Source organism: Pseudomonas borbori (assembly GCF_900115555.1).
In the GTDB taxonomy this organism is placed as follows: Bacteria; Pseudomonadota; Gammaproteobacteria; order Pseudomonadales; family Pseudomonadaceae; genus Aquipseudomonas; species Aquipseudomonas borbori.
Genome location: NZ_FOWX01000022.1, coordinates 42,321 through 65,090 on the forward strand (window position 1 = coordinate 42,321; position 22,770 = coordinate 65,090).

24 protein-coding genes are annotated in these 22,770 nt (G+C 63.5%); 13 read left to right on the forward strand and 11 right to left on the reverse strand.

Annotation, left to right across the window (positions count from 1 at the left end):
• Positions 1 to 35 precede the first annotated feature (35 nt).
• The 5 genes from BM315_RS16100 to tldD all read left to right on the forward strand — a co-directional run bounded on the left by BM315_RS16100 (position 36) and on the right by tldD (position 8,445).
• A complete protein-coding gene (locus BM315_RS16100; protein ID WP_090502786.1) occupies positions 36 to 656 on the forward strand; it encodes a Maf family protein in 621 nt (206 codons plus the stop codon).
• A gap of 65 nt (positions 657 to 721) precedes the next feature.
• On the forward strand, positions 722 to 2,179 hold the full coding sequence (gene rng, locus BM315_RS16105; RefSeq protein WP_090502788.1) for a ribonuclease G: 1,458 nt from the start codon (positions 722 to 724) through the stop codon (positions 2,177 to 2,179).
• Between the two features lie 32 nt (positions 2,180 to 2,211).
• Positions 2,212 to 6,039 (forward strand): YhdP family protein, encoded by a 3,828-nt coding sequence (locus BM315_RS16110; protein ID WP_090502789.1) that lies wholly within the window; start codon positions 2,212 to 2,214, stop codon positions 6,037 to 6,039.
• Between the two features lie 92 nt (positions 6,040 to 6,131).
• Positions 6,132 to 6,986 (forward strand): carbon-nitrogen hydrolase family protein, encoded by an 855-nt coding sequence (locus BM315_RS16115; protein ID WP_090502792.1) that lies wholly within the window; start codon positions 6,132 to 6,134, stop codon positions 6,984 to 6,986.
• A gap of 16 nt (positions 6,987 to 7,002) precedes the next feature.
• The gene (gene tldD, locus BM315_RS16120; protein WP_090502793.1) at positions 7,003 to 8,445 is read left to right on the forward strand and encodes a metalloprotease TldD; all 1,443 of its coding nucleotides are present in this window, start codon (positions 7,003 to 7,005) and stop codon (positions 8,443 to 8,445) included.
• A gap of 55 nt (positions 8,446 to 8,500) precedes the next feature.
• Here tldD and yjgA read toward each other — a convergent pair whose 3' ends face one another.
• The gene (gene yjgA / locus BM315_RS16125; protein ID WP_090502795.1) at positions 8,501 to 9,019 is read right to left on the reverse strand and encodes a ribosome biogenesis factor YjgA; all 519 of its coding nucleotides are present in this window, start codon (positions 9,017 to 9,019) and stop codon (positions 8,501 to 8,503) included.
• A 118-nt stretch (positions 9,020 to 9,137) separates the two neighbouring features.
• Between yjgA and pmbA the strand changes: the two genes are divergently transcribed.
• Positions 9,138 to 10,484, forward strand: coding sequence for a metalloprotease PmbA (gene pmbA, locus BM315_RS16130; protein ID WP_090502797.1), 1,347 nt, complete (start codon positions 9,138 to 9,140; stop codon positions 10,482 to 10,484).
• Between the two features lie 84 nt (positions 10,485 to 10,568).
• Here the strand turns inward: pmbA and BM315_RS16135 are convergent, their stop codons facing one another.
• The 10 genes from BM315_RS16135 to BM315_RS16180 all read right to left on the reverse strand — a co-directional run bounded on the left by BM315_RS16135 (position 10,569) and on the right by BM315_RS16180 (position 17,695).
• Positions 10,569 to 10,841 carry an HPr family phosphocarrier protein gene (locus tag BM315_RS16135; RefSeq protein WP_090502799.1) on the reverse strand — a complete coding sequence of 91 codons (273 nt, stop codon included), beginning with the start codon at positions 10,839 to 10,841 and terminating at the stop codon, positions 10,569 to 10,571.
• A gap of 13 nt (positions 10,842 to 10,854) precedes the next feature.
• A complete protein-coding gene (gene rapZ, locus BM315_RS16140) occupies positions 10,855 to 11,712 on the reverse strand; it encodes an RNase adapter RapZ (protein WP_090502800.1) in 858 nt (285 codons plus the stop codon).
• A 2-nt stretch (positions 11,713 to 11,714) separates the two neighbouring features.
• Positions 11,715 to 12,188 (reverse strand): PTS IIA-like nitrogen regulatory protein PtsN, encoded by a 474-nt coding sequence (ptsN, locus tag BM315_RS16145; RefSeq protein WP_090502804.1) that lies wholly within the window; start codon positions 12,186 to 12,188, stop codon positions 11,715 to 11,717.
• A 15-nt stretch (positions 12,189 to 12,203) separates the two neighbouring features.
• Complete coding sequence (gene hpf / locus BM315_RS16150; RefSeq protein WP_090502806.1) at positions 12,204 to 12,512, reverse strand: ribosome hibernation-promoting factor, HPF/YfiA family; 309 nt, start codon at positions 12,510 to 12,512, stop codon at positions 12,204 to 12,206.
• 191 nt (positions 12,513 to 12,703) lie between these two features.
• Complete coding sequence (locus BM315_RS16155) at positions 12,704 to 14,212, reverse strand: RNA polymerase factor sigma-54 (RefSeq protein WP_090502808.1); 1,509 nt, start codon at positions 14,210 to 14,212, stop codon at positions 12,704 to 12,706.
• 133 nt (positions 14,213 to 14,345) lie between these two features.
• Positions 14,346 to 15,071: an LPS export ABC transporter ATP-binding protein gene (gene lptB / locus BM315_RS16160; protein WP_090502810.1), complete on the reverse strand. Its 726-nt coding sequence runs from the start codon at positions 15,069 to 15,071 to the stop codon at positions 14,346 to 14,348.
• Positions 15,072 to 15,073: 2 nt separating this feature from the next.
• Complete coding sequence (lptA, locus tag BM315_RS16165; protein ID WP_090502812.1) at positions 15,074 to 15,616, reverse strand: lipopolysaccharide transport periplasmic protein LptA; 543 nt, start codon at positions 15,614 to 15,616, stop codon at positions 15,074 to 15,076.
• The gene (lptC, locus tag BM315_RS16170) at positions 15,603 to 16,172 is read right to left on the reverse strand and encodes an LPS export ABC transporter periplasmic protein LptC (RefSeq protein ID WP_090502814.1); all 570 of its coding nucleotides are present in this window, start codon (positions 16,170 to 16,172) and stop codon (positions 15,603 to 15,605) included. The genes lptA and lptC overlap by 14 nt, the downstream gene beginning before the upstream one ends.
• A 9-nt stretch (positions 16,173 to 16,181) precedes the next feature.
• A complete protein-coding gene (locus BM315_RS16175) occupies positions 16,182 to 16,721 on the reverse strand; it encodes a KdsC family phosphatase (RefSeq protein ID WP_090502816.1) in 540 nt (179 codons plus the stop codon).
• Complete coding sequence (locus BM315_RS16180; RefSeq protein WP_090502817.1) at positions 16,721 to 17,695, reverse strand: KpsF/GutQ family sugar-phosphate isomerase; 975 nt, start codon at positions 17,693 to 17,695, stop codon at positions 16,721 to 16,723. The genes BM315_RS16175 and BM315_RS16180 overlap by 1 nt, the downstream gene beginning before the upstream one ends.
• Before the next feature lie 272 nt (positions 17,696 to 17,967).
• Here BM315_RS16180 and BM315_RS16185 point away from each other — a divergent pair, with 272 nt between their 5' ends.
• The 7 genes from BM315_RS16185 to murA all read left to right on the forward strand — a co-directional run bounded on the left by BM315_RS16185 (position 17,968) and on the right by murA (position 22,636).
• On the forward strand, positions 17,968 to 18,777 hold the full coding sequence (locus tag BM315_RS16185; RefSeq protein ID WP_090502819.1) for an ATP-binding cassette domain-containing protein: 810 nt from the start codon (positions 17,968 to 17,970) through the stop codon (positions 18,775 to 18,777).
• A complete protein-coding gene (gene mlaE / locus BM315_RS16190; RefSeq protein ID WP_090502821.1) occupies positions 18,777 to 19,574 on the forward strand; it encodes a lipid asymmetry maintenance ABC transporter permease subunit MlaE in 798 nt (265 codons plus the stop codon). Before BM315_RS16185 ends, mlaE begins: the two co-directional genes overlap by 1 nt.
• Positions 19,574 to 20,044 (forward strand): outer membrane lipid asymmetry maintenance protein MlaD, encoded by a 471-nt coding sequence (mlaD, locus tag BM315_RS16195; RefSeq protein ID WP_090502823.1) that lies wholly within the window; start codon positions 19,574 to 19,576, stop codon positions 20,042 to 20,044. Before mlaE ends, mlaD begins: the two co-directional genes overlap by 1 nt.
• Before the next feature lie 14 nt (positions 20,045 to 20,058).
• Complete coding sequence (locus BM315_RS16200; protein ID WP_090502825.1) at positions 20,059 to 20,691, forward strand: MlaC/ttg2D family ABC transporter substrate-binding protein; 633 nt, start codon at positions 20,059 to 20,061, stop codon at positions 20,689 to 20,691.
• Positions 20,688 to 20,996 carry an STAS domain-containing protein gene (locus tag BM315_RS16205; RefSeq protein ID WP_090502827.1) on the forward strand — a complete coding sequence of 103 codons (309 nt, stop codon included), beginning with the start codon at positions 20,688 to 20,690 and terminating at the stop codon, positions 20,994 to 20,996. The genes BM315_RS16200 and BM315_RS16205 overlap by 4 nt, the downstream gene beginning before the upstream one ends.
• A 122-nt stretch (positions 20,997 to 21,118) precedes the next feature.
• Complete coding sequence (locus BM315_RS16210) at positions 21,119 to 21,358, forward strand: BolA family protein (RefSeq protein ID WP_090502829.1); 240 nt, start codon at positions 21,119 to 21,121, stop codon at positions 21,356 to 21,358.
• Positions 21,359 to 21,370: 12 nt separating this feature from the next.
• Positions 21,371 to 22,636 (forward strand): UDP-N-acetylglucosamine 1-carboxyvinyltransferase, encoded by a 1,266-nt coding sequence (gene murA / locus BM315_RS16215; RefSeq protein WP_090502831.1) that lies wholly within the window; start codon positions 21,371 to 21,373, stop codon positions 22,634 to 22,636.
• Positions 22,637 to 22,770 lie beyond the last annotated feature (134 nt).

Here is a 22,770-nt window from a genome sequence, read left to right on the forward strand (position 1 = left end):
CTGGCCCTGCACGCATTCGACAGGGAGAAGTCCGCATGACCACGCTTTATCTGGCTTCCGGCTCGCCGCGACGTCGCGAATTGTTGACCCAGATCGGCGTGCTCTTTAGCCCGCTAAGCGTCCCCATCGATGAAAATTCATTGCCAGAAGAGCCTCCCCGCGCCTATGTAGAGCGTCTGGCCCGCGCCAAGGCGCAGGCCGGACTGGCCGCTCTGGCTGATCCGGGTGATGCGGTGGTGCTCGGTGCCGATACCGCCGTGATTCTCGATGGACGCATTCTCGGCAAGCCGCTGGACCGCGACGAAGCCGTGGCGACCCTGAGCGCGCTGTCCGGTCGCGAGCATCTGGTGCTGACCGCGGTGGCCCTGGCGTCGACCACCAGGGTGGCTGCGCGGGTGGTAGGCACGCGGGTGCGCTTTCGCCTGTTGACGCGTGCAGAGATCGAGGCCTATTGGGCCACCGGCGAGCCCAGGGACAAGGCCGGCAGTTATGCTATCCAGGGCTTGGCGGCCGTGTTCGTCAGCCAGTTGCACGGCAGTTATTCGGCCGTGGTGGGCTTGCCCCTGGGCGAAACCGCCGAGTTGCTCGCAGAATTTGCTATTCCGTGCTGGCAGCAGTTGCCAGTCCACAGTCAAGAGGGTACAGGCCGCGGGTGAGTGGATGCTTTCGCAGAAGGCTTGCGTTCCCCGGCTTGTCGCTTCGTCGGAGCAGAGATAGAGCCATGAGTGAAGAGATCCTGATCAATATCACGCCGATGGAATCACGCGTGGCAGTGGTGGAAAACGGCGTGCTGCAAGAGGTACACGTCGAGCGCACGCAGCGCCGCGGAATCGTCGGCAACATCTACAAGGGCAAGGTGGTGCGTGTGCTGCCGGGCATGCAGGCGGCGTTCGTCGACATCGGCCTGGATCGCGCCGCCTTTATCCATGCTTCGGAAATTTCCAGCCGTGAAGGCAGCGCGGTGGAAAGCATCAGCGCCCTGGTCCATGAAGGCCAGGCGCTGGTGGTGCAGGTCACCAAGGACCCGATCGGCAGCAAGGGCGCGCGCCTGACCACCCAGCTGTCGATCCCTTCGCGCTACCTGGTGTACATGCCGCGCACCAGTCATGTCGGCATCTCCCTGAAGATCGAGGACGAAGCCGAGCGCGAACGTCTCAAGCAGGTGGTGGCCGATTGTGTGGCGGCCGAAGGCATCGCCGAAGCCGGCGGCTTCATCCTGCGCACCGCCGCCGATGGCGTGGGCGCCGATGAAATCCTGGTCGACATCCGCTACCTGCGCCGCCTGTGGGATCAGATCGCCGCGCAGAAGCAGAGCGCGCCGGCCCCGTCGGTGATCTATGAAGACCTCAGCCTGGCCCTGCGCACCCTGCGCGATCTGGTCGGCCTGCGCACCGAGAAGATCCGCATCGACTCGCGGGAAACCTTCCAGAAGATTACCCAGTTCGTCGACGAGTTGATGCCGGAAATCGCCGATCGCCTGGAGCATTACCCGGGCGAGCGACCGATTTTCGATTTGTACGGAGTCGAGGACGAGATCCAGCGGGCGCTGGAGCGCAAGGTGCCGCTCAAGTCCGGTGGTTACCTGGTCATCGATCCGGCCGAGGCGATGAGCACCATCGACGTCAATACCGGCGCCTTCGTCGGTCACCGCACCCTCGAAGAAACCATCTTCAAGACCAACCTCGAAGCGGCCACCGCCATCGCCCGTCAGCTGCGTCTGCGCAATCTCGGCGGCATCATCATCATCGACTTCATCGACATGGAAGACGAAGAGCACCAGCGCCAGGTGCTGCGCACCCTGGAGAAACAGCTGGAGCGCGATCACGCCAAGACCAACATCATCGGCATCACCGAGCTGGGCCTGGTGCAGATGACCCGCAAGCGCACCCGCGAAAGCCTCGAACAGGTGCTCTGCGAGCCATGCGGATGCTGCCAGGGGCGCGGCAAGATGAAGACCCCGGAGACCACCTGCTACGAGATCTTCCGCGAGATCCTGCGTGAGGCCCGCGCATACCAGGCCGAGGGCTATCGGGTGTTGGCCAACCAGAAGGTGGTGGACCGCCTGCTCGATGAGGAGTCGGGCAATGTCGCCGACCTGGAAGCCTTTATCGGTCGTACCATCAAGTTTCAGGTCGAGACCATGTACTCCCAGGAGCAATACGATGTGGTGCTGTTGTGACGCGGCCGTCCGTGTTCAGGGTATGAACTGACATGACGCGTCTGGCCCGTTGGCTGATCGCGGCGTTGCGCTGGGGGCTGGGCTCGTTCGCGCTGGGCCTGGTGCTCGCCGCGCTGTATGTCAGCCTCGGTCGCGAGCTGGTGCCCTGGGTCGCCGAGTATCGCCTGGAGGCCGAAGACCGGGCCTCCGCTGCGCTCGCTATGCCGTTGCGCATCGGTCGGCTGGAGGGACGTTGGCAGGGCTTCGCGCCACTGCTGATCGCCCATGACGTGCAACTGGGCGAGGGCGCCAGTGCGCTGCGCCTGGATCAGGTGCGGCTGGTGCCGGACGTGCTCGCCAGCCTGTCGACGGGCCAGCCGCGGCTGGCCACGCTGGAGCTGGAAGGCTTGCAGTTCAGCCTGCAGCAGGACGAGCAGGGCGCCTGGACGGTAAAGGGGCTGCCACAACGCAGCGCACCTGCAGCCCTGGATGTCGCTCGGCTATTGCAGCAGTTGCAGGCGGTGAATCGCCTGTCGCTGCTGAACAGCCAGGTGACGCTGCAAGCCCATGAGCTGCCGGCTATGACCCTGACTTACGTCAACCTGACCCTGCGCAATGGCGCGAGTCGTCAGCGTCTGGATGCGCGCCTGCTGCTGCCCGACGGCCAGCCGGTGGCACTGCAGTTGCGCACCCGTATGCAGGCCGAGCGCTGGCGCGAGGTGCAAGCCGCACTGTACCTGAGCCTGCCGCAAAGCGATTGGGCGCGCTGGCTGCCGCCGAGCCTGACGCGCGAGTGGCGCCTCGAGCAGTTGCAGGCCGGCGGTGAAGTCTGGCTATCCTGGGCCGATGGCGCCTTGCAACGTGCCGTCAGCCGCCTGCACGCGCCGCAATTGGCCGGCGCCTACGCCGGGCGTGAGGCGGTGCGGGTGCAGAACCTCGCCCTCAACGGCTATTTCGAGCGGAGCGAACAGGGCTTCGAGCTGCTGCTGGACGATCTGGCGCTGAGTCTGGACGAGACTCGCTGGGGCGAGGTGCAGCTGGCCATCAGCCATCATCAGGACAGCAGTGAGGCCCAAGAGCAGTGGTCGCTCGGCGTCGATCACCTCGATCTGGCGCCGCTGTTGCCGCTGGTCGACGCCCTGGCGCCCTTGCCGGACAAGGGCCTGGCCCTGCTCGACAACCTGCAGCCGCAGGGCGTCTTGCGCAATATCCGGGTGGACTACCGGCCCCGGGTCGAGGGCGACAAACGCCTGCAGTTCGCCGCCAATCTCGAGCGCATCGGCTTTGCCGCCTACCTGGCTTCGCCGGCGGCAAAAAACATCAGTGGCAGTGTGGCCGGCGACCTGGGGCAGGGCGAGCTGCGCCTGGCCAGCGAAAACTTCTCCCTGCACCTGGCCACGCTGTTCCCCGAACCCTGGTTGTACAGTCAGGCCAATGCCCGGCTGACCTGGCAACTGGACAAACAGGCCTTCACCCTGCGCAGCCCCTATCTGCAGGTGCTCGGCGAAGAGGGGCCGATTGCCGGCGACTTCCTGATTCGCCTGATGTTCGATCCCGAGGCCGAGGACTATATGGACCTGCGCGTCGGCCTGCGTGACGGCGATGCGCGTTATACCGAGAAATACCTGCCGACCCGTGCGCCTGGCTTGAGTGCGGAACTGGCCGACTGGCTGAAGGCTGCAATTCGCGGCGGCAAGGTCAATCAGGGTTATTTTCAGTATCAGGGCTCGCTGAACAAGGGTGCCGCCGACGCCGCGCGCAGCCTCAGCCTGTACTTCGCCGTGGAGGATGCCGAGCTGGCCTTCCAGCCGGGCTGGCCGGCACTGCGCGAGGCGCGTGGCGAGGTGTTGATCGAGGACAGCGGGGTGCGGGTGCGGGTGGTCGAGGGCCGCATCCTCGATAGCCGGGTGCGCAACGCCGCCGCCGACATTCCCCGCGCGGCGCCGGGGCAGGCTCCGCGGCTGCTGCTCACCAGCGAGCTGCAAAGCAGTGTCGTCGATGCCCTGAAGATTCTCCAGGATGCGCCCATGGGCACCGCCGAAACCTTCGCCGGCTGGCAGGGCGATGGCCCGCTGTCGGGCCGGCTCAAGCTCGATCTGCCGCTGCGCAAAGGGCAGCCGGCGGACGTGATAGTCGACTTCGCCAGCCAAGGTGCGCGGCTCAAATTGAGCAACCCCGAGCTGGAGTTCTCCCAACTGCAGGGCGTCTTTCGCTACGACACGGCCAGCGGCTTGAGTGCCCCTGATATTCGCGCCCAAGTCCTCGGCCATGCCGTGCGCGGCAAGGCCACGGCGGAAGGTGCCCGCGGCCGGGCGCATACGCGTATCGAGGCCAACGGCCAGGTGCCGCTGAACAACCTGACGGACTGGTTGGGCGTGACCGCGCCATTACCTGTGAGCGGTACCTTGCCCTATCGCCTGCGCCTGAGCCTGGACGGCGCCGACAGCCAGTTGCGGGTGGATTCCAGTCTCCAGGGCGTGACCATCGCGCTGCCGGCCCCGTTCGGCAAGCGCGCAACCGAGCGCAGCTATGCCGACTGGCGCATGACCCTGAATGGCGGCGAGCGCCGCTATTGGCTGGATTATGCCGACCTGGCGAGCCTGGCCTTCGCCGCTCCGCCCGGCCAGCTCGCCGAGGGCCGCGGCGAGCTGCGCCTGGGGGATGGCCCGGCGCTGTTGCCGGCGGCGAAGGGTGTGCGCTTGCGCGGACAAGTCAGCGAGCTGGATTGGTCGGCCTGGCAGGCGGCGCTCAAGCCTTATGCCGGTATGCCGCGCGAGGATGCGCAGCAGGTGTTCGAGGACGCGCAACTGCAGATCGGTCGGTTCAGTGGCTTTGGCAGCACGCTCGACGACCTGGCGGTACGGCTCAAGCGTGCGCCGGCGGCCTGGGCGCTCAACCTGGATAGCCAACTGCTGAAGGGGCGGGTCGACTTGCCGGATGCCGGCGCGACGCCGATCGCGGTCAATCTGGACTACCTGCGTTTGCCGCCGGCCGCCGCCAAGGATGCCGTGGTCGAGGACAAGCCGGATCCGCTGCTTGGCGTCGATCCGCGGCAGATTCCCGCTCTCGATCTGCGCATTGCCCGGGTGCTGCAAGGTACCGAGGCGCTGGGGGCGTGGTCGCTGAAAGCGCGGCCAAACGCCTCCGGGGTACAGTTCAACGACCTGAACCTGGAGCTCAAAGGCCTGCAACTGACCGGCAGCGCCGGCTGGCAGGGCACGGCAGAGGCCAGCAGCAGTTGGTACAAGGGGCGCATGCAGGGCAAGCAACTGGCCGATGTGCTGCTGGCCTGGAACTTTGCCCCGACAGTCAGCAGTGAAAGCTTTCATCTGGATGTCGACGGCCGTTGGCCCGGTTCGCCGGCCTGGTTCGGTCTCAAGCGCTTTTCCGGGAGCATGGATGCAACCTTGAACAAGGGGCAGTTCACCGAAGTGCAAGGCACCGCATCGGCGCTGCGGGTATTTGGCCTGCTCAACTTCAATTCCATTAGCCGCCGCCTGCGCCTGGACTTTTCCGACCTGTTCGGCAAGGGGTGGAGCTATGATCGGGTCAAGGGGCTGCTGGTCGCCAGCGATGGCGTGTACGTTACCCGCACCCCCATTACCGTGACCGGTCCATCGAGTAATCTGGAGTTGGACGGTACCCTGAACCTGGCCGATGACCTGATCGATGCCAAGCTGCTGGTGACCTTGCCGGTGAGCAACAATTTGCCGCTGGCGGCGTTGATCGTCGGCGCGCCAGCCATTGGTGGGGCGTTGTTCGTGGTGGACAAACTGCTGGGCGATCGGGTGGCGCGTTTTGCCAGCGTGCAATACGACGTCAAGGGCCGCTGGCAGGATCCGCAGATCAGTTTCGACAAGCCCTTCGAGAAACCACGTTGACCGACCATTGAATAGCCGTTGCGCCAGACGATGCAGTCGATGGCCATGGCTTGTAAGCTGAAGACCCAAGCATCCGCCGAGCAGGAGCGCGCATGAACCTCGCGGTGATTCAAATGGTCAGCCAGGCCGATGTGCTGGCCAATCTGCTCCAGGCCCGGCGCCTGCTCGAACAGGCCGCGGCGGGCGGGGCACGCCTGGTGGTATTGCCGGAGAACTTTGCCGCTATGGGCCGCCGCGACCTGGCTGCGCTGGGTCGTAGCGAGGCGCGCGGTGAGGGGCCGATCCTGCCCTGGTTGAAACAGGCCGCCCGCGACCTCAGGTTATGGATAGTGGCCGGCACCTTGCCGTTGCCGCCCGCTGGTGAGCCCGAGGCCAAGGCGCGGGCCTGTTGCCTATTGCTCGACGAGCATGGCGAGCAGGTGGCGCGTTACGACAAGCTGCACCTGTTCGATGTCGAGGTTGGCGATCGTCAGGGCCGTTACCGCGAGTCCGATGACTTTGCCCATGGCGAGCGGATCGTGGTGGCGGATACGCCCGTTGGGCGCCTGGGTTTGACGGTGTGCTACGACCTGCGTTTTCCTGAGTTGTATGGCGCCCTGCGTGAAGCCGGGGCGGAGTTGATCAGCGTGCCGGCGGCTTTTACCGCGCTGACCGGTGCGGCGCACTGGCAGATACTGGTACGCGCCCGCGCCATCGAGACCCAGTGCTACCTGCTGGCCGCCGGCCAGGGCGGCACTCATCCGGGCGGGCGCGAGACCTTCGGCCATTCGGCCATCGTCGACCCCTGGGGCCGAGTGTTGGCCGAGCAGGCACGCGGCGAGGCGGTCTTGCAGGCTGGCCGTGATGCCGCCGAACAGGCGGCGATTCGCCAGCGCATGCCGGTCAGCCGGCATAGACGATTTTTTGCAGCGGCCGAACCACGGTTGCCAGGTTTGCAGCAGTCATGAATGGGATAAAGCAGTTATGAGCGAGATGTTGTTGACGGTGAGTGAGCATCTGCTGGGCCCGGGCGGCTTGACCCTCGACCAGCTGCCCGGGGTGCTGGGCGAGTTGTCCGGCCCCGGTATCGATGCGGCCGATCTGTATTTCCAGAGCCAGGTGTCCGAGACCTGGGTGCTGGAGGACGGCATCGTCAAGGAAGGCAGTTTCAACCTCGATCAGGGCGTCGGCGTGCGTGCCCAGTCCGGCGAGAAGACCGGCTTTGCCTACAGCAACGCCATCACCGCCGAGGCCCTGAGTCAGGCCGCCCGTGCCGCCCGCTCGATTGCCCGGGCCGGGCAGAACGCGCGGGTGCAGGCCTTCAGCAGCCCGCAGGTCACCGCCTTGTATGCGCCGGAGAACCCGCTGGACGTGATCGGCCGGGCGCAGAAGGTCGAATTGCTCAAGCAGGTCGATGTGGCCACGCGTGCGCTCGATCCGCGGATCAAACAGGTCACGGTCAGCCTCGCCGGGGTCTGGGAGCGCATCCTGGTGGCGGCGCAGGACGGCAGTCTGAGCGTCGATATTCGCCCGCTGGTGCGTTTCAATGTCAGCGTGATCGTCGAGCAGAACGGCCGCCGCGAGCGGGGCGGCCACGGTGGCGGCGGGCGTAGCGACTACCGCTACTTCATGAGCGAGGATCGTGCCATGGGCTATGCCCGCGAGGCGCTGCGCCAGGCCCTGGTCAATCTCGAGGCGATTCCAGCGCCGGCCGGCACCCTGCCGGTGGTGATGGGCGCCGGCTGGTCCGGGGTACTGCTGCACGAGGCGGTCGGTCATGGCCTGGAGGGCGACTTCAATCGCAAGGGCAGTTCTGCCTACAGCGGGCGCATGGGCGAGAAGGTCGCCTCGAGCCTGTGTACCATCGTCGACGACGGCACCCTGGCCGGTCGGCGTGGTTCGCTCAGCGTGGATGACGAAGGCACGCCGACCCAGTGCACCACGCTGATCGAGAACGGCGTACTCAAGGGCTACATGCAGGACAAGCTGAACGCCCGCCTGATGGGCGTGGCGCGCACCGGCAACGGCCGCCGCGAGTCCTACGCGCACCTGCCGATGCCGCGCATGACCAACACCTACATGCTGGCCGGTGCAAGCGACCCGGAGGAAATCATCCGTTCGGTGAAGAAAGGCATCTACTGCGCCAACCTCGGCGGCGGTCAGGTCGACATCACCAGCGGCAAGTTCGTCTTCTCCACCAGCGAGGCCTACCTGATCGAGAATGGCAAGATCACCGCGCCGGTCAAGGGCGCCACCCTGATCGGCAACGGCCCCGAGGCCATGGGCCGGGTGTCGATGGTTGGCAACGACCTGGCCCTGGACAGCGGCGTCGGCACCTGCGGCAAGGACGGTCAGTCGGTACCGGTCGGCGTCGGCCAGCCGACCCTGAAGATCGATGCGATTACCGTCGGTGGTACCGGGGCCTGAAACGCACGGACGTAGGGTGGGTTAGCCGGAGGCGTAACCCACCATCACGCCAGGATCAACGCAACCCGCGCTGGGTTTCGTCCAGTTCGCGGATGTATTTGAAGATTTTGCGCGAGGCCGCTGGCGCCTTGTTCTGTGCCAGCTCGTGCTGGGCCTGGCGGATCAGCTGACGCAGGTGCTGCCGGTCTGCTGCAGGATAGTCGCCAACAAAGGCTTCCAGGGTGTCGTCGCTGCCGTTGATAAGACGATCACGCCAGCGTTCCAGGCCATGAAAGCGCTCGTTGTACTGACGGGTGGAGGCATCGAGCTGGTCGAGCAGGGTAAGAATCGCTTCGATGTCCTGGTCGCGCATCAGCCGGCCGATAAACTGCACATGGCGTTTTTTCGCCGAATTGGCTGTATGTTTGGGCGCCTCTTCGAGGGCGCGGCGCAATTCGTCGGTCAACGGCAGTTTGTTGAGCAGGTCGGGCTTCAGAGTGGTCAGGCGTTGACCCAGGTCTTGCAGGGCATGCAGCTCGCGTTTGACCTGGGTTTTACTCTTCTCGCCGGAGAAGTCATCAAGATATTCAGGCATGGGGGTGGTCCAATGGAAAACGCCGCCATGATAGCAAGTATCCAACTGCAAGCGTTCGGTCCGCCGCATTAGGCGCGCGAAGCCGCAGCAGATACCGAACAGATTCTTAGGAGTGTTTATGAGTGCAGTAGACGTTGTCGGCCCCGAGGCCGTGCCGCAGTTGCAGGCCCAGGTCGAACAGATTATCGCCGAGGCGAAGAAGCAGGGCGCCAGTGCCTGCGAGGTAGCCGTATCGGTGGAGCAAGGGCTGTCCACGTCGGTGCGTCAGGGCGAAGTCGAGACGGTCGAGTTCAACCGTGACCAGGGCTTCGGCATCACCCTGTATGTAGGCCAGCGCAAGGGCTCGGCCAGCACTTCGGCGAGTGGCGATGCGGCGATCCGGGAAACCGTGGCGGCGGCTCTGGCCATCGCCAAACACGCCTCCGAAGATGAGGCGGCGGGCTTGGCCGATGCCGCGCTGATGGCGCGCGAACTGCCGCAACTGGATCTGTATCACGCCTGGGCCATCAGCCCGGAGCAGGCCATCGAGCAGGCGCTGCGCTGCGAAGCGGCAGCCTTTGGCGCCGATCCGCGGATCAAGAACGCCGACGGCACCACCCTCAATACCCACCAGGGCTGCCGGGTGTATGGCAACAGCCATGGTTTTGTCGCCGGCTATGCCAGCACCCGGCACAGCCTGAGCTGCGTGATGATCGCCGAAGATGGCGGGCAGATGCAGCGCGACTACTGGTATGACGTCAATCGCCAGGGCGAGCTGCTGGCCGATGCCGCGGGCATTGGTCAGCGTGCCGCGCAGCGGGCGGTCAGTCGCCTGGGCGCGCGCCCGGTGCCGACCTGTGAAGTGCCGGTGTTGTTTTCTGCTGAGCTGGCGACGGGGCTGTTCGGGCATTTCCTCGCGGCCATTTCCGGTGGCAACCTGTACCGCAAGTCATCCTTCCTCGAGGGCGCCCTGGGCCAGCAATTGTTCCCCGACTGGTTGAGCCTCGATGAGCGACCGCATATTCCCCGTGCACTCGGTAGTGCCTCTTTCGATGGCGATGGTCTGGCCACCTATGCCAAGCCCTTCGTCGCGGGCGGCGAGCTGGTCTCCTACGTGCTGGGCACCTACTCGGGGCGCAAGCTGGGGATGCCGAGTACGGCCAACGCCGGCGGTGTGCACAACCTGTTCGTCAGCCATGGCGCACAAGACCAGCAGGCGCTGCTCAGGCGCATGGGCCGCGGCCTGTTGGTCACCGAGTTGATGGGTCAGGGCCTGAACCTGGTCACCGGCGACTATTCGCGCGGGGCCGGCGGCTTCTGGGTGGAGAACGGCGAGATTCAGTTCCCGGTGCAGGAGGTGACCATCGCCGGTAACCTGCGCGACATGTTCAAGCAGATAGTTGCGGTGGGTAACGACCTGGAGCTGCGCAGCAATATCCGCACCGGCTCGGTGCTGATCGAGAGGATGACGGTGGCGGGCAGCTAGGGCTATCTGCAGCAGGCCTGGTGCGTCGTGCGCGCCAGGTTTTTAAGCAGTGGTGCGCGCGGTGCGCCCTGCGGGTGATTCTGGCTATTCGCCTTCATCGAAGTAGTTGTTGATCAGCTCGATCAGGGCGTTGAGGGCATCATCGTCCTGCTCGCCTTCGGTGTGCAGGTGGATCGGTGTGCCCTTGCCGGCGGCGAGCATCATCACCGCCATGATGCTTTTGCCGTCCACCAGGCTCTCCGGGGCGCGGCCGACCCTGACCTGACAGGGGAAGCGCCCGGCGACACCGACGAACTTGGCCGCCGCGCGTGCATGCAGTCCCAGTTTGTTGATGATGGTGATTTCGCAGGAAGGCATCGCGGCAGGATCCTTAGCTAAGGTCGCGGTGGCGAACCTGGACGTTTTTCAGAATGGGTTTCAGGGTTTCGCCCAGGCGATTGGCCAGGTAGACCGAGCGGTGATGCCCGCCCGTACAGCCGATCGCCACTGTGACGTAGGCGCGGTTGCTGGCGGCGAAGCGCGGCAGCCATTTCTTCAGGTAGGCGAGGATGTCCTGGAACATTTCTTCGACATCGGCCTGGGCCGCCAGGTAGTCGGCCACCGGCTGGTCGAGCCCGGAGAATTCGCGCAGGTCCGGTTTCCAGTAGGGGTTGGGCAGGCAGCGCACATCGAACACCAGGTCGGCGTCCACCGGCATGCCGCGCTTGAAGCCGAACGACTCGACCAGAAAGGCCGTGCCCGGCTCCGGCTGATTGAGCAGGCGCAGTTTCAGGCTGTCGCGCAACTGGTACAGGTTGAGATGGGTGGTGTCGATTTTCAGGTCGGCCAGATCGGTGATCGGCCCGAGCAGCTGGCTTTCATCGGCGATGGCCTCGGCCAGCGAGCGGTATTCGTTGGTCAGCGGATGGCGGCGGCGGGTCTCGGAGAAACGTTTGAGCAGGGTTTCCTCATCGGCATCCAGGTAGATCACGTCGCACTTGATATGCCGCGCACGCACCTCGTCGAGTATCTCCGGGAAGCGCTTGAGCTGGCTGGGCAGGTTGCGCGCATCGATCGATACGGCGACCTGCGGATGCAGCAGTTCGGTATCCTGCAGGGTGCGCTCCGCCAGTTCGGGGAGCAGGCCGGCCGGCAGGTTGTCGATGCAGTAGAAGCCGTTGTCCTCAAGGACGTCGAGGGCGGTGCTTTTGCCGGAGCCGGAGCGACCGCTGACGATGATCAGGCGCATGGTCAGGCCCGGTTGAGCTGGCTTTGTACGTCCACCACGACCTGATACAGCGCATCGCTGCTCTGGGCCTGGCGCAAACGCTCGCGCACATCGCTGCGGTCGAGCATGCTGGCGATCTGGCGCAACAGTTCCAGGTGTTCGTCAGTGGCCGCTTCCGGCACCAGCAGGACGAACAGCAGGTCGACAGGGGCGCCGTCGATGGCGTCGAAGTCCACTGCCGCATCCAGGCGCAGCAGGGCGCTGATCGGTGCGTTGCAACCCGGCAGGCGACAGTGCGGAATGGCGATGCCATTGCCGAAACCGGTCGAGCCGAGTTTTTCGCGGGCGATCAGGCTTTCGAAAATGTCTTGGCCGTCCAGGTCGGGCAGCTCGCGCGCCACCAGGTTGGCTATCTGTTCGAGTACACGTTTCTTACTGCCTCCCGGCACGTTCACCAGGGAACGGCCGGGGGTCAGGATATTTTCGAGTCGGATCATAGGAGGGAGGCGATCTCAGCGGGCCGTAGCGCCCTGCTGGCGGTCGAGCTGCTTTTCCTTGTGCTTGATGAGTTGACGGTCGAGTTTGTCGGTCAGTAGGTCGATGGCTGCGTACATGTCGTCGTGCTCGGCATTGGCGACCACTTCGCCGCCGGCGATATGCAGGGTCGCTTCGATTTTCTGCTTGAGCTTCTCGACTTGCATGGTGATTTGCACGTTGGTGATCTTGTCGAAATGGCGCTCCAATCGACCGAGTTTTTCGTCGATATAGTCGCGCAGGGGCTCGGTCACATCCAGCTGGTGTCCACTGATGTTGACTTGCATACCGTTTCTCCTTGTTGCCGCGTATGAGAGACAGGCTATCGGGCCTGCCACCGGAATACTCTGGCGTGAAAGACGTTGGCAAACCGAATCTGGCCCCGTCGCTCTTCGGGTCTTGGTCGTGAGGCTGCTAGCGAGAGAGCGAGGCCGGGTGCGGTATATGCCTTGTTTGCTGATCTTTCGTCTTGTAGCCCTTACATTAATCGCTTGCGCTCGCTGGAGGGCGCTATACCAAGCGATTCACGGTATTTTGCAACCGTGCGGCGGGCTACTTGTATGCCTTGTGCCTCCAGTAAACCAGCGATCTTGCTGTCACTCAACGGCTTTTTTGCATTTTCCGCTGCGACCAGTTTTTTGATGATGGCGCGGATCGCGGTCGACGAGCATTCGCCCCCTTCGGCGGTGCTGACGTGGCTGGAGAAGAAATATTTCAGCTCGTAAATACCGCGCGGGGTGTGCATGAATTTTTGCGTGGTGACCCGCGAAATGGTCGATTCATGCATGCCTACCGCTTCGGCGATGTCGTGCAGGACCAGGGGCTTCATCGCCTCGTCGCCGTAGTCGAGAAAGCCGCGCTGGTGCTCGACGATCTGGCTGGCGACCTTCATCAGGGTTTCGTTGCGGCTCTGCAGGCTCTTGATGAACCAGCGCGCTTCCTGCAACTGGTTGCGCATGAAGGTGTTGTCGGCACTGGAGTCGGCGCGTTTGACGAAGCCGGCGTACTGCGCGTTGACCCGCAGGCGCGGCATGGCTTCCTGGTTCAGCTCCACCAGCCAGCGCTCGTTGTGCTTGCGCACGATGACATCGGGCACCACGTATTCCGGCTCGCTCGACTCGATCTGCGAGCCGGGGCGCGGATTGAGGCTCTGGATCAGTTCGATGACCTGGCGCAGTTCGTCTTCCTTGATTTTCATGCGGCGCATCAGCTGGCTGTAATCGCGGCTGCCGAGCAGGTCGAGGTAGTCGTTGGCCAGGCGCTGGGCCTCGGCCAGCCAGGGAGTCTTGGCGGGCAGCTGGCGCAGTTGCAGGAGCAGGCACTCGCGCAGGTCGCGGGCGGCAATGCCGGCCGGCTCGAACTGCTGGATGCGGTGCAGTACGGCTTCCACTTCGTCCAGTTCGATGTCCAGTTCCGGGTCGAAGGCGGCGACGACTTCCTCGAGGCTTTCTTCCAGATAGCCCTGGTAGTTGATGCAGTCGATCAGGGTGACCCCGATCAGCCGGTCCTTGTCGGACATCGGCACCAGGTTGAGCTGCCAGAGCAGGTGGCTCTGCAGGCTTTCGCCAGTCGAGGTGCGGGTGGTGAAGTCCCACTCGTCATCGTCGTTGCTCGGCAGGCTGCTGGCGCTGGTCTGGTAGACGTCTTCCCAGGCGGTGTCGACCGGCAGTTCGTTGGGAATGCGTTCGTTCCATTCGCCCTCTTCCAGGTTGTCCACGGTCTGTGGGGTTTCCTGGTGGCTGTTGTCCTGGTAGGACTCTTCCTGCTGAGGGGCGGGCGTCGGGTTTTCGGCACCGTCGGCCAGGGGATTCGAGTTGTCGAAGTCGTCGCCGTCTTCTTCGCGCTCGAGCATCGGGTTGGACTCCAGGGCCTCCTGGATCTCTTGTTGCAGATCCAGGGTGGACAGTTGGAGTAGGCGAATGGCCTGTTGCAGCTGCGGGGTCATCGTCAGCTGCTGGCCCATTTTCAGGACTAGCGATGGTTTCATTGCAGACCTTATTTGCCGGCGTCTGTGCGCAATCCACTACAGGGCGCCGCAGCGCCACAAGGAAGCAAATTATATGCCTGATCTACAGTGGTTTGCCTAGCTCTGGCTGCTGTTCGGTGGAGAAAAACCGCTGCTACAGGCGGAACTCGTGCCCCAGGTAGACGTCCTTGACCAGCTGGTTGGCCAGAATCGCGTCGGCATCGCCTTCGGCGATCAGTTGGCCATCGCTGACGATATAGGCGGTTTCGCAGATATCCAGGGTCTCGCGGACATTGTGGTCGGTGATCAGTACGCCGATGCCCTTGGCCTTGAGGTGGTGGATGATCTGCTTGATGTCGCCGACCGAAATCGGGTCGACGCCGGCGAAAGGTTCGTCGAGCAGGATGAATTTTGGCGCGGTGGCCAGGGCGCGGGCAATTTCCACGCGCCGGCGTTCGCCGCCGGACAGGCTCATGCCGAGGTTGTCGCGGATATGGCTGATATGGAACTCCTGCAACAGGCTTTCCAGCTCTTTGCGTCGGCTGGCCCGGTCCAGTTCCTTGCGCGTTTCGAGGATGGCCATGATGTTGTCGGCCACGCTGAGCTTGCGGAAAATCGAGGCTTCCTGCGGCAGGTAGCCGATCCCGGCGCGGGCGCGGCCGTGCATCGGCAGGTGGCTGACGTCGTGGTCGTCGATCAGGATGCGGCCCTGATCGGCCTGCACCAGGCCGACGATCATGTAGAAGCAGGTGGTCTTGCCCGCACCGTTGGGGCCGAGCAGGCCGACGATCTGCCCGCTGTCGATGCTCAGGCTGACGTCGCGCACGACTTGGCGGCCTTTGTAACTCTTGGCCAGGTGCTGGGCTTTCAAAGTGGCCATTGCTACTGCGCCTGCTGTTCGGCTGGTGGGTTCTTCGGTTGGATCACCATGTCGATGCGTGGGCGCGGCGTGGTGATGTTGGTGCCTGTGGCGCGCCCGGCGTTGACGATCTGGCGTTGGGTGTCATAGACGATTTTTTCGCCCTCGAAGGTATTGCCCTCCTGGATCACCTTGGCCTGGTCGATCAGTACGATGCGCTCATTGGCGGCGAAATACTGGATGGTCAGGCCGTAGGCCTTGACGATCTGCTTGTCTGCCGAGGGCTTCTGCTCGTAATAGGCAGGTTTGCCGACCGAGGTGAAAATCTCGATGTCGCCCTGGGCGTTCTGGGTGATGGTCACGGTGTCGCCGGTGATCTTCAGGGTGCCCTGGGTGATGATCACGTCGCCGCGATAGACGGCGACGCCTTGGCGGTCATCGAGTTCGGCGCTGTCGGCCTGTACGCGGATCGGCTGCTCGCGGTCAGTGGGCAGCGCCCAGGCGCAAGCACTGCCGAGCGCGGCACTCAAGCTGAGCAGAAAGGGGAAGGTTTTAACGAACCTCATGCTGGCCTCTTACGTTGGACAGCAGGAGCATCCTGCCGTCATTCAAATACGCTTTCATTCCTTGTGCCGTGGTCACTCCGTTGGCCGCGACGATTCTAACGGCTTGCTCGGTCTGCGCATATTCTTTATCCGGGATTACGGTCAGGCGACTGGTGGTCAGGATGGTTGGGCGACCCTTGGCATCGGTGCGTTCGACGCGCACGCTGTCGATCAATTCCACTTGCTCGCCTGCCGGTGCCACTTCGGCGCGTTCGCTGCTCACCTTCCAGGGCAGTTCGGTGCCGCGATACAGGTGCAGGAAGGGGCTGGTCAGCAGGGTGATGTCGCTGCTCTTGATGTGCTCCAGCTTGTCGCTGGTCATCTGGTAATGCAGCTTGCCGTCGGCCTGGTATTGCACGGTGGTGGCGTTGACCACATAGAAGTCGATGGCGTTTTCGCTGCCGGGTCGTGCCGGACGCTCGGAGAAGCTGTCGGGGTTGATGTTCCAGTAGCCGACGGCGGCCAGCAGGGCGGCCGCGAAAGCGTAAAGGACGGGTGTCAGCAGTTTGCGCAGCATAAATGGGCTCTACAGATAGGCGGCTTGGGCGGCGTCGAGGCTGCCTTGGGCGCGCATGATCAGCTCGCAGAATTCGCGCGCGGCGCCTTCGCCGCCGCGGGCCTGGGTCACGCCATGGGCATGCTGGCGCACAAAAGCGTCGGCGCTGGCGACCGCCATGCCCAGGCCGACCCGGCGGATTACCGGCAGATCCGGCAGGTCGTCGCCCAGGTAGGCAACGTGTTCGTAGCTTAGATCGAGTTCGCCGAGCAGTTCGTCGAGTACCACCAGCTTGTCTTCGCGACCCTGGTACAGGTGCTGGATGCCCAGGTTTTTCGCCCGGCGTTCGACCACCGGGGTGGTGCGTCCGCTGATGATCGCGGTGCGCACCCCCGAGGCGATCAGCATCTTGATGCCGTGGCCGTCGAGGGTGTTGAAGGTCTTGAACTCGCTGCCGTCGACCAGGAAGTAGAGTTTGCCGTCGGTGAGCACGCCGTCGACATCGAAAATCGCCAGCTTGATCGCCTGGGCGCGTTGTTGCAGGTCGAGGCTGGTCATTTCAGGGGGCATCACATTACTCCGGCGCGTAGCAGGTCGTGCATGTTCAGGGCGCCTATCGGGCGGTCGTCGCTGTCGACCACCACCAGGCCGCTGATCTTGTGGTCTTCCATGATCTTCAGGGCTTCGGCGGCGAGCATCTCCGCGCGGGCGGTCTTGCCGTGCACCGTCATCACGTCATCGATCTTCGACTGACGCACGTCGATGCCGCGATCCAGGGTGCGGCGCAGGTCGCCATCGGTGAAGACCCCGGCCAGGCGGCCGTCCGACTCGGTGACCACGGTCATGCCCAGGCCTTTCTGGGTCATCTCCAGCAGGGCGTCACGCAGCGAGGTGCCGCGCTGCACGCTGGGCAGGCTGGCACCGGCATGCATGACATTCTCCACTTTCAGTAGCAGGCGTCGGCCCAGGGCGCCACCGGGGTGGGAGAAGGCAAAGTCTTCGGCGGTAAAGCCGCGGGCTTCCAGCAGGGCGATGGCCAGGGCGTCGCCGAGTACCAGGGAGGCGGTGGTGGAGGAGGTCGGTGCCAGGTTCAGCGGGCAGGCTTCCTGGGAAACGCGGGCATCCAGGTTGACTTCGGCGGCCTTGGCCAGTGCCGACTCGGGGTTGCCGGTCATGCTGATCAGGCAGATGCCGAGGCGCTTGATCAGCGGCAGCAGGGTGACGATTTCCGCCGTCGAGCCCGAGTTGGACAGGGCCAGCACCACGTCGTCGCGGGTGATCATGCCCATGTCGCCATGGCTGGCTTCGGCCGGGTGGACGAAGAAGGCGGTGGTGCCGGTGCTGGCCAGGGTGGCGGCGATCTTGTTGCCGATATGCCCCGATTTGCCCATGCCGACCACCACCACGCGGCCCTTGCTGGCCAGGATGAGCTCGCAGGCGCGAACGAAGTTGCTGTCGATGCGTGGCAGCAACTCTTCGATCGCCTCGAGTTCCAGGCGGATGGTGCGTTGTGCGGACTTGATCAGCTCGTTGGACTGGCTCATGGCGTCTTTCATAGGCATGTCGAGTAAAAGGCGGGGATTATAGCGGGAAAGATCCGCTCGCTCACCTTTGAATCGTGCGGCTGGACGGTTGGAGGCTGCATGCGGGCAAGTGTTCGGCCGTGTGCGCGGCGTTCTGTAAGCAAATGTTCGATCATGGGCAGGCCAATTCGGCAGTGCTATAGTGCGCGGCCATTTTCGGCCGGTCCGGCAACTGCAGTGTCTTGGCAATGCTGGCGGGCGTCTTTCAGGGAGGCTGCACCCAAGGAGTCGAGATGAGTGCCGAGCAACAGTACGCGGTCGAGCTGAAAAACCTCAGTTTTCAGCGCGGCGAGCGCGACATTTTCAAAGACATAGAGATTCGCATCCCGCGCGGCAAGGTCACCGGCATCATGGGGCCTTCCGGCTGCGGCAAGACCACGCTGTTGCGCCTGATCGGCGCGCAGCTCAGGCCGAGCAAGGGCGAGGTGTGGGTCAATGGGCTGAACCTGCCGAGCCTCTCGCGCAGCGAGCTGTTCGACATGCGCAAGCAGATGGGCGTGCTGTTCCAGAGCGGCGCGCTGTTCACCGATCTCGATGTGTTCGAGAACGTCGCTTTCCCGCTGCGCGTGCACACCCGGCTGCCTGACGAGATGATTCGCGACATCGTCCTGATGAAGTTGCAGGCGGTGGGCCTGCGGGGCGCCCTCGAGCTGATGCCGGATGAGCTGTCCGGCGGCATGAAGCGCCGCGTGGCGCTGGCGCGGGCGATTGCCCTGGATCCGCAGATTCTCATGTACGACGAGCCTTTCGTGGGCCAGGACCCGATTGCCATGGGGGTGCTGGTGCGCTTGATCCGTTTGCTCAGCGATGCCCTGGGCATCACCAGCATCGTGGTGTCCCACGACCTGGCGGAAACTGCCAGTATTGCCGACTACATCTACCTGGTGGGGGACACCAAGGTGCTCGGTCAGGGCACCCCGGACGAACTGATGAATTCGGATGACCCGCGGGTTCGCCAGTTCATGCAAGGCATTCCCGACGGGCCGGTACCGTTCCACTTTCCGGCGGCAGACTTCCGCGACGATCTATTGGGGGGGCGCTGATGCGCAAGACATCTACGCTCGAGCGGATTCGCCTGCTCGGTCGTGTCGGTATCGATGTGGTGGCCACGCTGGGGCGCTCGACGGTGTTTCTGCTGCGTGCGCTGTTCGGTCGGGGGACTGCCGGCAACCCCTTGCAGCTGACGATCAGGCAGCTGTACTCGGTAGGCGTGATGTCTCTGGCGATCATCGTGGTCTCGGGGATTTTTATCGGTATGGTCCTGTCGTTGCAGGGGTTCAATATCCTGTCCGACTACGGCTCGGAACAGGCGGTCGGGCAGATGGTCGCCCTGACCTTGTTGCGTGAGCTCGGTCCGGTGGTCACCGCCTTGTTGTTCGCCGGGCGCGCGGGTTCCGCATTGACCGCGGAAATCGGCAACATGAAATCCACCGAGCAATTGTCCAGCCTGGAAATGATCGGTGTCGATCCGCTCAAGTACATCATTGCGCCGCGCCTGTGGGCCGGCTTCATCTCGATGCCGTTGCTCGCCGTGATCTTCAGCGTGGTCGGTATCTGGGGCGGGGCGATGGTCGCCGTCGACTGGCTCGGAGTTTATGAAGGCTCGTTCTGGTCCAACATGCAAAATAGCGTCTCGTTCCGAGAGGACGTGCTCAATGGTGTGATCAAAAGCATCGTTTTCGGCTTTGTCGTGACCTGGATCGCCGTTTTTCAGGGTTATGACTGTGAGCCGACTTCGGAAGGCATCAGCCGTGCCACCACAAAAACAGTGGTTTACGCCTCGCTCGCCGTGCTGGGGCTGGACTTTATTCTGACCGCTTTGATGTTTGGAGACTTCTGATGCAAAACCGCACACTGGAGATTGGTGTCGGCCTGTTCCTGTTGGCCGGGTTATTGGCCCTGCTGTTGCTGGCGTTGCGCGTCAGTGGTCTGACCGTGGGCGGCAGCGGCGATACATACAAGGTGTATGCGCACTTTGACAATATCGCCGGTCTAACCGTACGGGCCAGGGTGACCATGGCCGGGGTGACCATAGGTAAAGTGACCGCCATCGACCTGGATCGCGACAGCTACACCGGACGCGTCACCCTGTTGCTGGATGACAGCGTGGACAACCTGCCCATCGATTCGACCGCATCGATCCTGACTGCCGGTTTGCTCGGCGAGAAGTACGTCGGCATCAGTGTTGGCGGTGACGAAGAGGTGCTCGTCGAGGGCGGTACCATCTACGACACCCAGTCGTCGCTGGTGCTGGAAGACCTGATCGGTAAATTTCTGCTCAATTCGGTCAATAAAGACGAAGCCAAATAATGAGGGCTCCCACCATGTTCAAGACCCTGCGTAACAGCCTGTTCGTGCTGCTGGCGGCCCTGCCGCTGCTGGTTGTCGCTGCGCCGAGCGCCCATCAGGTGGTGCAGCAGACCACCACCAGCCTGCTGGAAGACCTGAAGGTCAATAAAGACAAATACCGCAATGATCCGGAGGCTTTTTACGCCGCGCTGAACGATATTCTCGGCCCGGTGGTGGATGTCGACGGTATTTCCCGCGGGGTGATGACCGTGCGCTACTCGCGCCAGGCCACGCCCGAGCAGATGCAGCGTTTCCAGGAGAACTTCAAGCGCAGCCTGATGCAGTTCTATGGCAACGCCCTGCTCGAATACGACAATCAGGATATTCGCGTGCTGCCGCCCAGTGGCAAGCAGGATCCGCAACGCGCGGCGGTGAACATGGAAATCAAGGACGGCAATGGCACCGTCTATCCGCTGTCCTACACCATGGTCAGTCAGGATGACAACTGGAAGATGCGCAACCTGATCATCAACGGTATCAACGTCGGCAAGCTGTTCCGCGATCAGTTCGCCCAGTCCATGCAGAACAACCGCAATGACCTGGACAAGGTCATCGACAGCTGGGCCGATACCGTGGCCAAGGCCCGTCAGGCCAAGGGCGAGTCGTGAGCCAGGGCGCTATAGTCGAACAGTCGCCGGGGCTGTTGCGGCTCTCTGGCGTGCTCGATTATCGCAGTGGCCCGCTCTTGCGCGAGCAGGGTGGACGGCTGATTGCCGCCAGTCAGGCGGCTGGCTGTGTGATCGATTGTGCGGCTGTGGACAAGTCCAGCAGTGTGGGCCTGTCGCTGTTGCTGGCGTTCATGCGCGACGCCCGGGCTGCGGGCAAGAGCCTGGTGGTGCGCAGTCTGCCCGAGGATATGCACGAGATCGCCAGTGTCTCCGGGCTGCTGGACGTGCTGCCGCTGGAGGCGTGAGACCGGTTCGCGGTCGGGGCAGCCCGCGCGGGGGTTCGCAGGCGAGTGGCTTTTTTTGTATGATGCGCGGCCGCGAGCCCTGGCTCTGCTGTCGTTTATGAATGCGTTGATCGAGGTTGAGCATGCAGGCCCAAGAAGTAAAAAGCCTCCTGGAGGCCAAATTGCCAAACACCCGGGTGGAAGTTGAAGGCGAAGGCTGTAACTTCCAGCTGAACCTGATTGGTGATGAGTTGGCCGGCCTCAGTCCGGTCAAACGTCAACAGCAGGTCTACGCCCACCTGAATCCCTGGATTGCCGATGGCAGTATCCATGCGGTGAGCATGAAATTCTTCAGCCGTGCCGATTGGGCCGCGCGCTGCTAAATCGAGAGAGTCATGGACAAACTGATTATTACCGGCGGTGTGCGCCTGAATGGCGAGATTCGCATTTCCGGGGCGAAGAACTCCGCCCTGCCGATTCTCGCCGCCACCCTGCTGGGCGATGCGCCGGTGACCATCTGCAACCTGCCGCACCTGCACGACATCACCACCATGATCGAGCTGTTCGGGCGCATGGGCATCGAGCCGATCATCGACGAGAAACTCAGCGTCGAAGTGGATGCGCGGGCGATCAAGACCCTGATCGCGCCTTACGAGCTGGTGAAGACCATGCGTGCCTCGATCCTGGTGCTCGGGCCGATGGTGGCGCGTTTCGGTGAGGCCGAAGTCGCCCTGCCCGGCGGTTGCGCGATTGGTTCGCGGCCGGTCGACCTGCACATTCGCGGCCTCGAAGCCATGGGCGCGATCATCGATGTCGAAGCCGGCTATATCAAGGCCAAGGCACCCGAGGGCGGCTTGCGCGGCGCGCACTTCTTCTTCGATACCGTGAGCGTGACCGGTACCGAGAACATCATGATGGCCGCCACCCTGGCCAGGGGCCGCAGCGTGCTGGAAAACGCCGCGCGCGAGCCGGAAGTGGTCGATCTGGCCAACTGCCTGATCGCCATGGGCGCGAAGATCTCCGGTGCCGGTACCGACACCATCACCATCGATGGCGTCGAGCGCCTGCATGGTGCGCGTTTCAATGTGATGCCCGACCGTATCGAAACCGGTACCTACCTGGTAGCGGCCGCGGCGACTGGCGGCCGGGTCAAGCTGAAAGATACCGATCCGACCACCCTGGAAGCGGTGCTGTCCAAGTTGCAGGAGGCCGGCGCGGAAATCACCACCGGCGCCGACTGGATCGAGCTGGACATGAAGGGTAAGCGGCCGAAAGCCGTCAACCTGCGTACCGCGCCTTATCCGGCGTTCCCGACCGATATGCAGGCGCAGTTCATCGCCCTCAACGCGATTGCCGAAGGAACCGGCACGGTGATCGAAACCGTGTTCGAGAACCGCTTCATGCATGTCTACGAAATGACCCGCATGGGCGCGCAGATCCAGGTCGAGGGCAACACCGCGATCGTCACCGGTGTCGACAAGCTCAAGGGCGCGCCGGTCATGGCCACCGACCTGCGAGCCTCGGCCAGCCTGGTCATCGCCGCCCTGGTCGCCGACGGCGATACCCTGATCGACCGCATCTACCACATCGACCGTGGTTACGAGTGCATCGAGGAAAAACTGCAGATGCTCGGCGCTAAAATCCGCCGCGTGCCGGGTTAGGGTGGTGTCTAGTAGGCCGTTGAAAAACGTAGGCGAGGCAGCCGAGGCTAGGCAAAAACAGGCGAAAAAGCGCAGTTTACTGTTGTAAATGAGCATTTTGAGCCTGTTTTTAACGACGCATCGGCAACGCAGGT

Bases quoted from the DNA above. Each gene is read 5' to 3' on its own strand.
- tldD (WP_090502793.1), top strand. From the start codon at position 7,003: ATGAGCGAGATGTTGTTGACGGTGAGTGAGCATCTGCTGGGCCCGGGC.
- pmbA (WP_090502797.1), top strand. From the start codon at position 9,138: ATGAGTGCAGTAGACGTTGTCGGCCCCGAGGCCGTGCCGCAGTTGCAG.
- BM315_RS16110 (WP_090502789.1), top strand. From the start codon at position 2,212: ATGACGCGTCTGGCCCGTTGGCTGATCGCGGCGTTGCGCTGGGGGCTG.
- rapZ (WP_090502800.1), bottom strand. From the start codon at position 11,712: ATGCGCCTGATCATCGTCAGCGGTCGCTCCGGCTCCGGCAAAAGCACC.
- hpf (WP_090502806.1), bottom strand. From the start codon at position 12,512: ATGCAAGTCAACATCAGTGGACACCAGCTGGATGTGACCGAGCCCCTG.
- yjgA (WP_090502795.1), bottom strand. From the start codon at position 9,019: ATGCCTGAATATCTTGATGACTTCTCCGGCGAGAAGAGTAAAACCCAG.
- ptsN (WP_090502804.1), bottom strand. From the start codon at position 12,188: ATGATCCGACTCGAAAATATCCTGACCCCCGGCCGTTCCCTGGTGAAC.
- BM315_RS16135 (WP_090502799.1), bottom strand. From the start codon at position 10,841: ATGCCTTCCTGCGAAATCACCATCATCAACAAACTGGGACTGCATGCA.
- BM315_RS16200 (WP_090502825.1), top strand. From the start codon at position 20,059: ATGTTCAAGACCCTGCGTAACAGCCTGTTCGTGCTGCTGGCGGCCCTG.
- BM315_RS16175 (WP_090502816.1), bottom strand. From the start codon at position 16,721: ATGCCCCCTGAAATGACCAGCCTCGACCTGCAACAACGCGCCCAGGCG.
- BM315_RS16180 (WP_090502817.1), bottom strand. From the start codon at position 17,695: ATGAGCCAGTCCAACGAGCTGATCAAGTCCGCACAACGCACCATCCGC.
- lptC (WP_090502814.1), bottom strand. From the start codon at position 16,172: ATGCTGCGCAAACTGCTGACACCCGTCCTTTACGCTTTCGCGGCCGCC.
- murA (WP_090502831.1), top strand. From the start codon at position 21,371: ATGGACAAACTGATTATTACCGGCGGTGTGCGCCTGAATGGCGAGATT.
- rng (WP_090502788.1), top strand. From the start codon at position 722: ATGAGTGAAGAGATCCTGATCAATATCACGCCGATGGAATCACGCGTG.
- BM315_RS16185 (WP_090502819.1), top strand. From the start codon at position 17,968: ATGAGTGCCGAGCAACAGTACGCGGTCGAGCTGAAAAACCTCAGTTTT.
- BM315_RS16115 (WP_090502792.1), top strand. From the start codon at position 6,132: ATGAACCTCGCGGTGATTCAAATGGTCAGCCAGGCCGATGTGCTGGCC.
- lptB (WP_090502810.1), bottom strand. From the start codon at position 15,071: ATGGCCACTTTGAAAGCCCAGCACCTGGCCAAGAGTTACAAAGGCCGC.
- lptA (WP_090502812.1), bottom strand. From the start codon at position 15,616: ATGAGGTTCGTTAAAACCTTCCCCTTTCTGCTCAGCTTGAGTGCCGCG.
- mlaE (WP_090502821.1), top strand. From the start codon at position 18,777: ATGCGCAAGACATCTACGCTCGAGCGGATTCGCCTGCTCGGTCGTGTC.
- BM315_RS16210 (WP_090502829.1), top strand. From the start codon at position 21,119: ATGCAGGCCCAAGAAGTAAAAAGCCTCCTGGAGGCCAAATTGCCAAAC.
- mlaD (WP_090502823.1), top strand. From the start codon at position 19,574: ATGCAAAACCGCACACTGGAGATTGGTGTCGGCCTGTTCCTGTTGGCC.
- BM315_RS16155 (WP_090502808.1), bottom strand. From the start codon at position 14,212: ATGAAACCATCGCTAGTCCTGAAAATGGGCCAGCAGCTGACGATGACC.
- BM315_RS16100 (WP_090502786.1), top strand. From the start codon at position 36: ATGACCACGCTTTATCTGGCTTCCGGCTCGCCGCGACGTCGCGAATTG.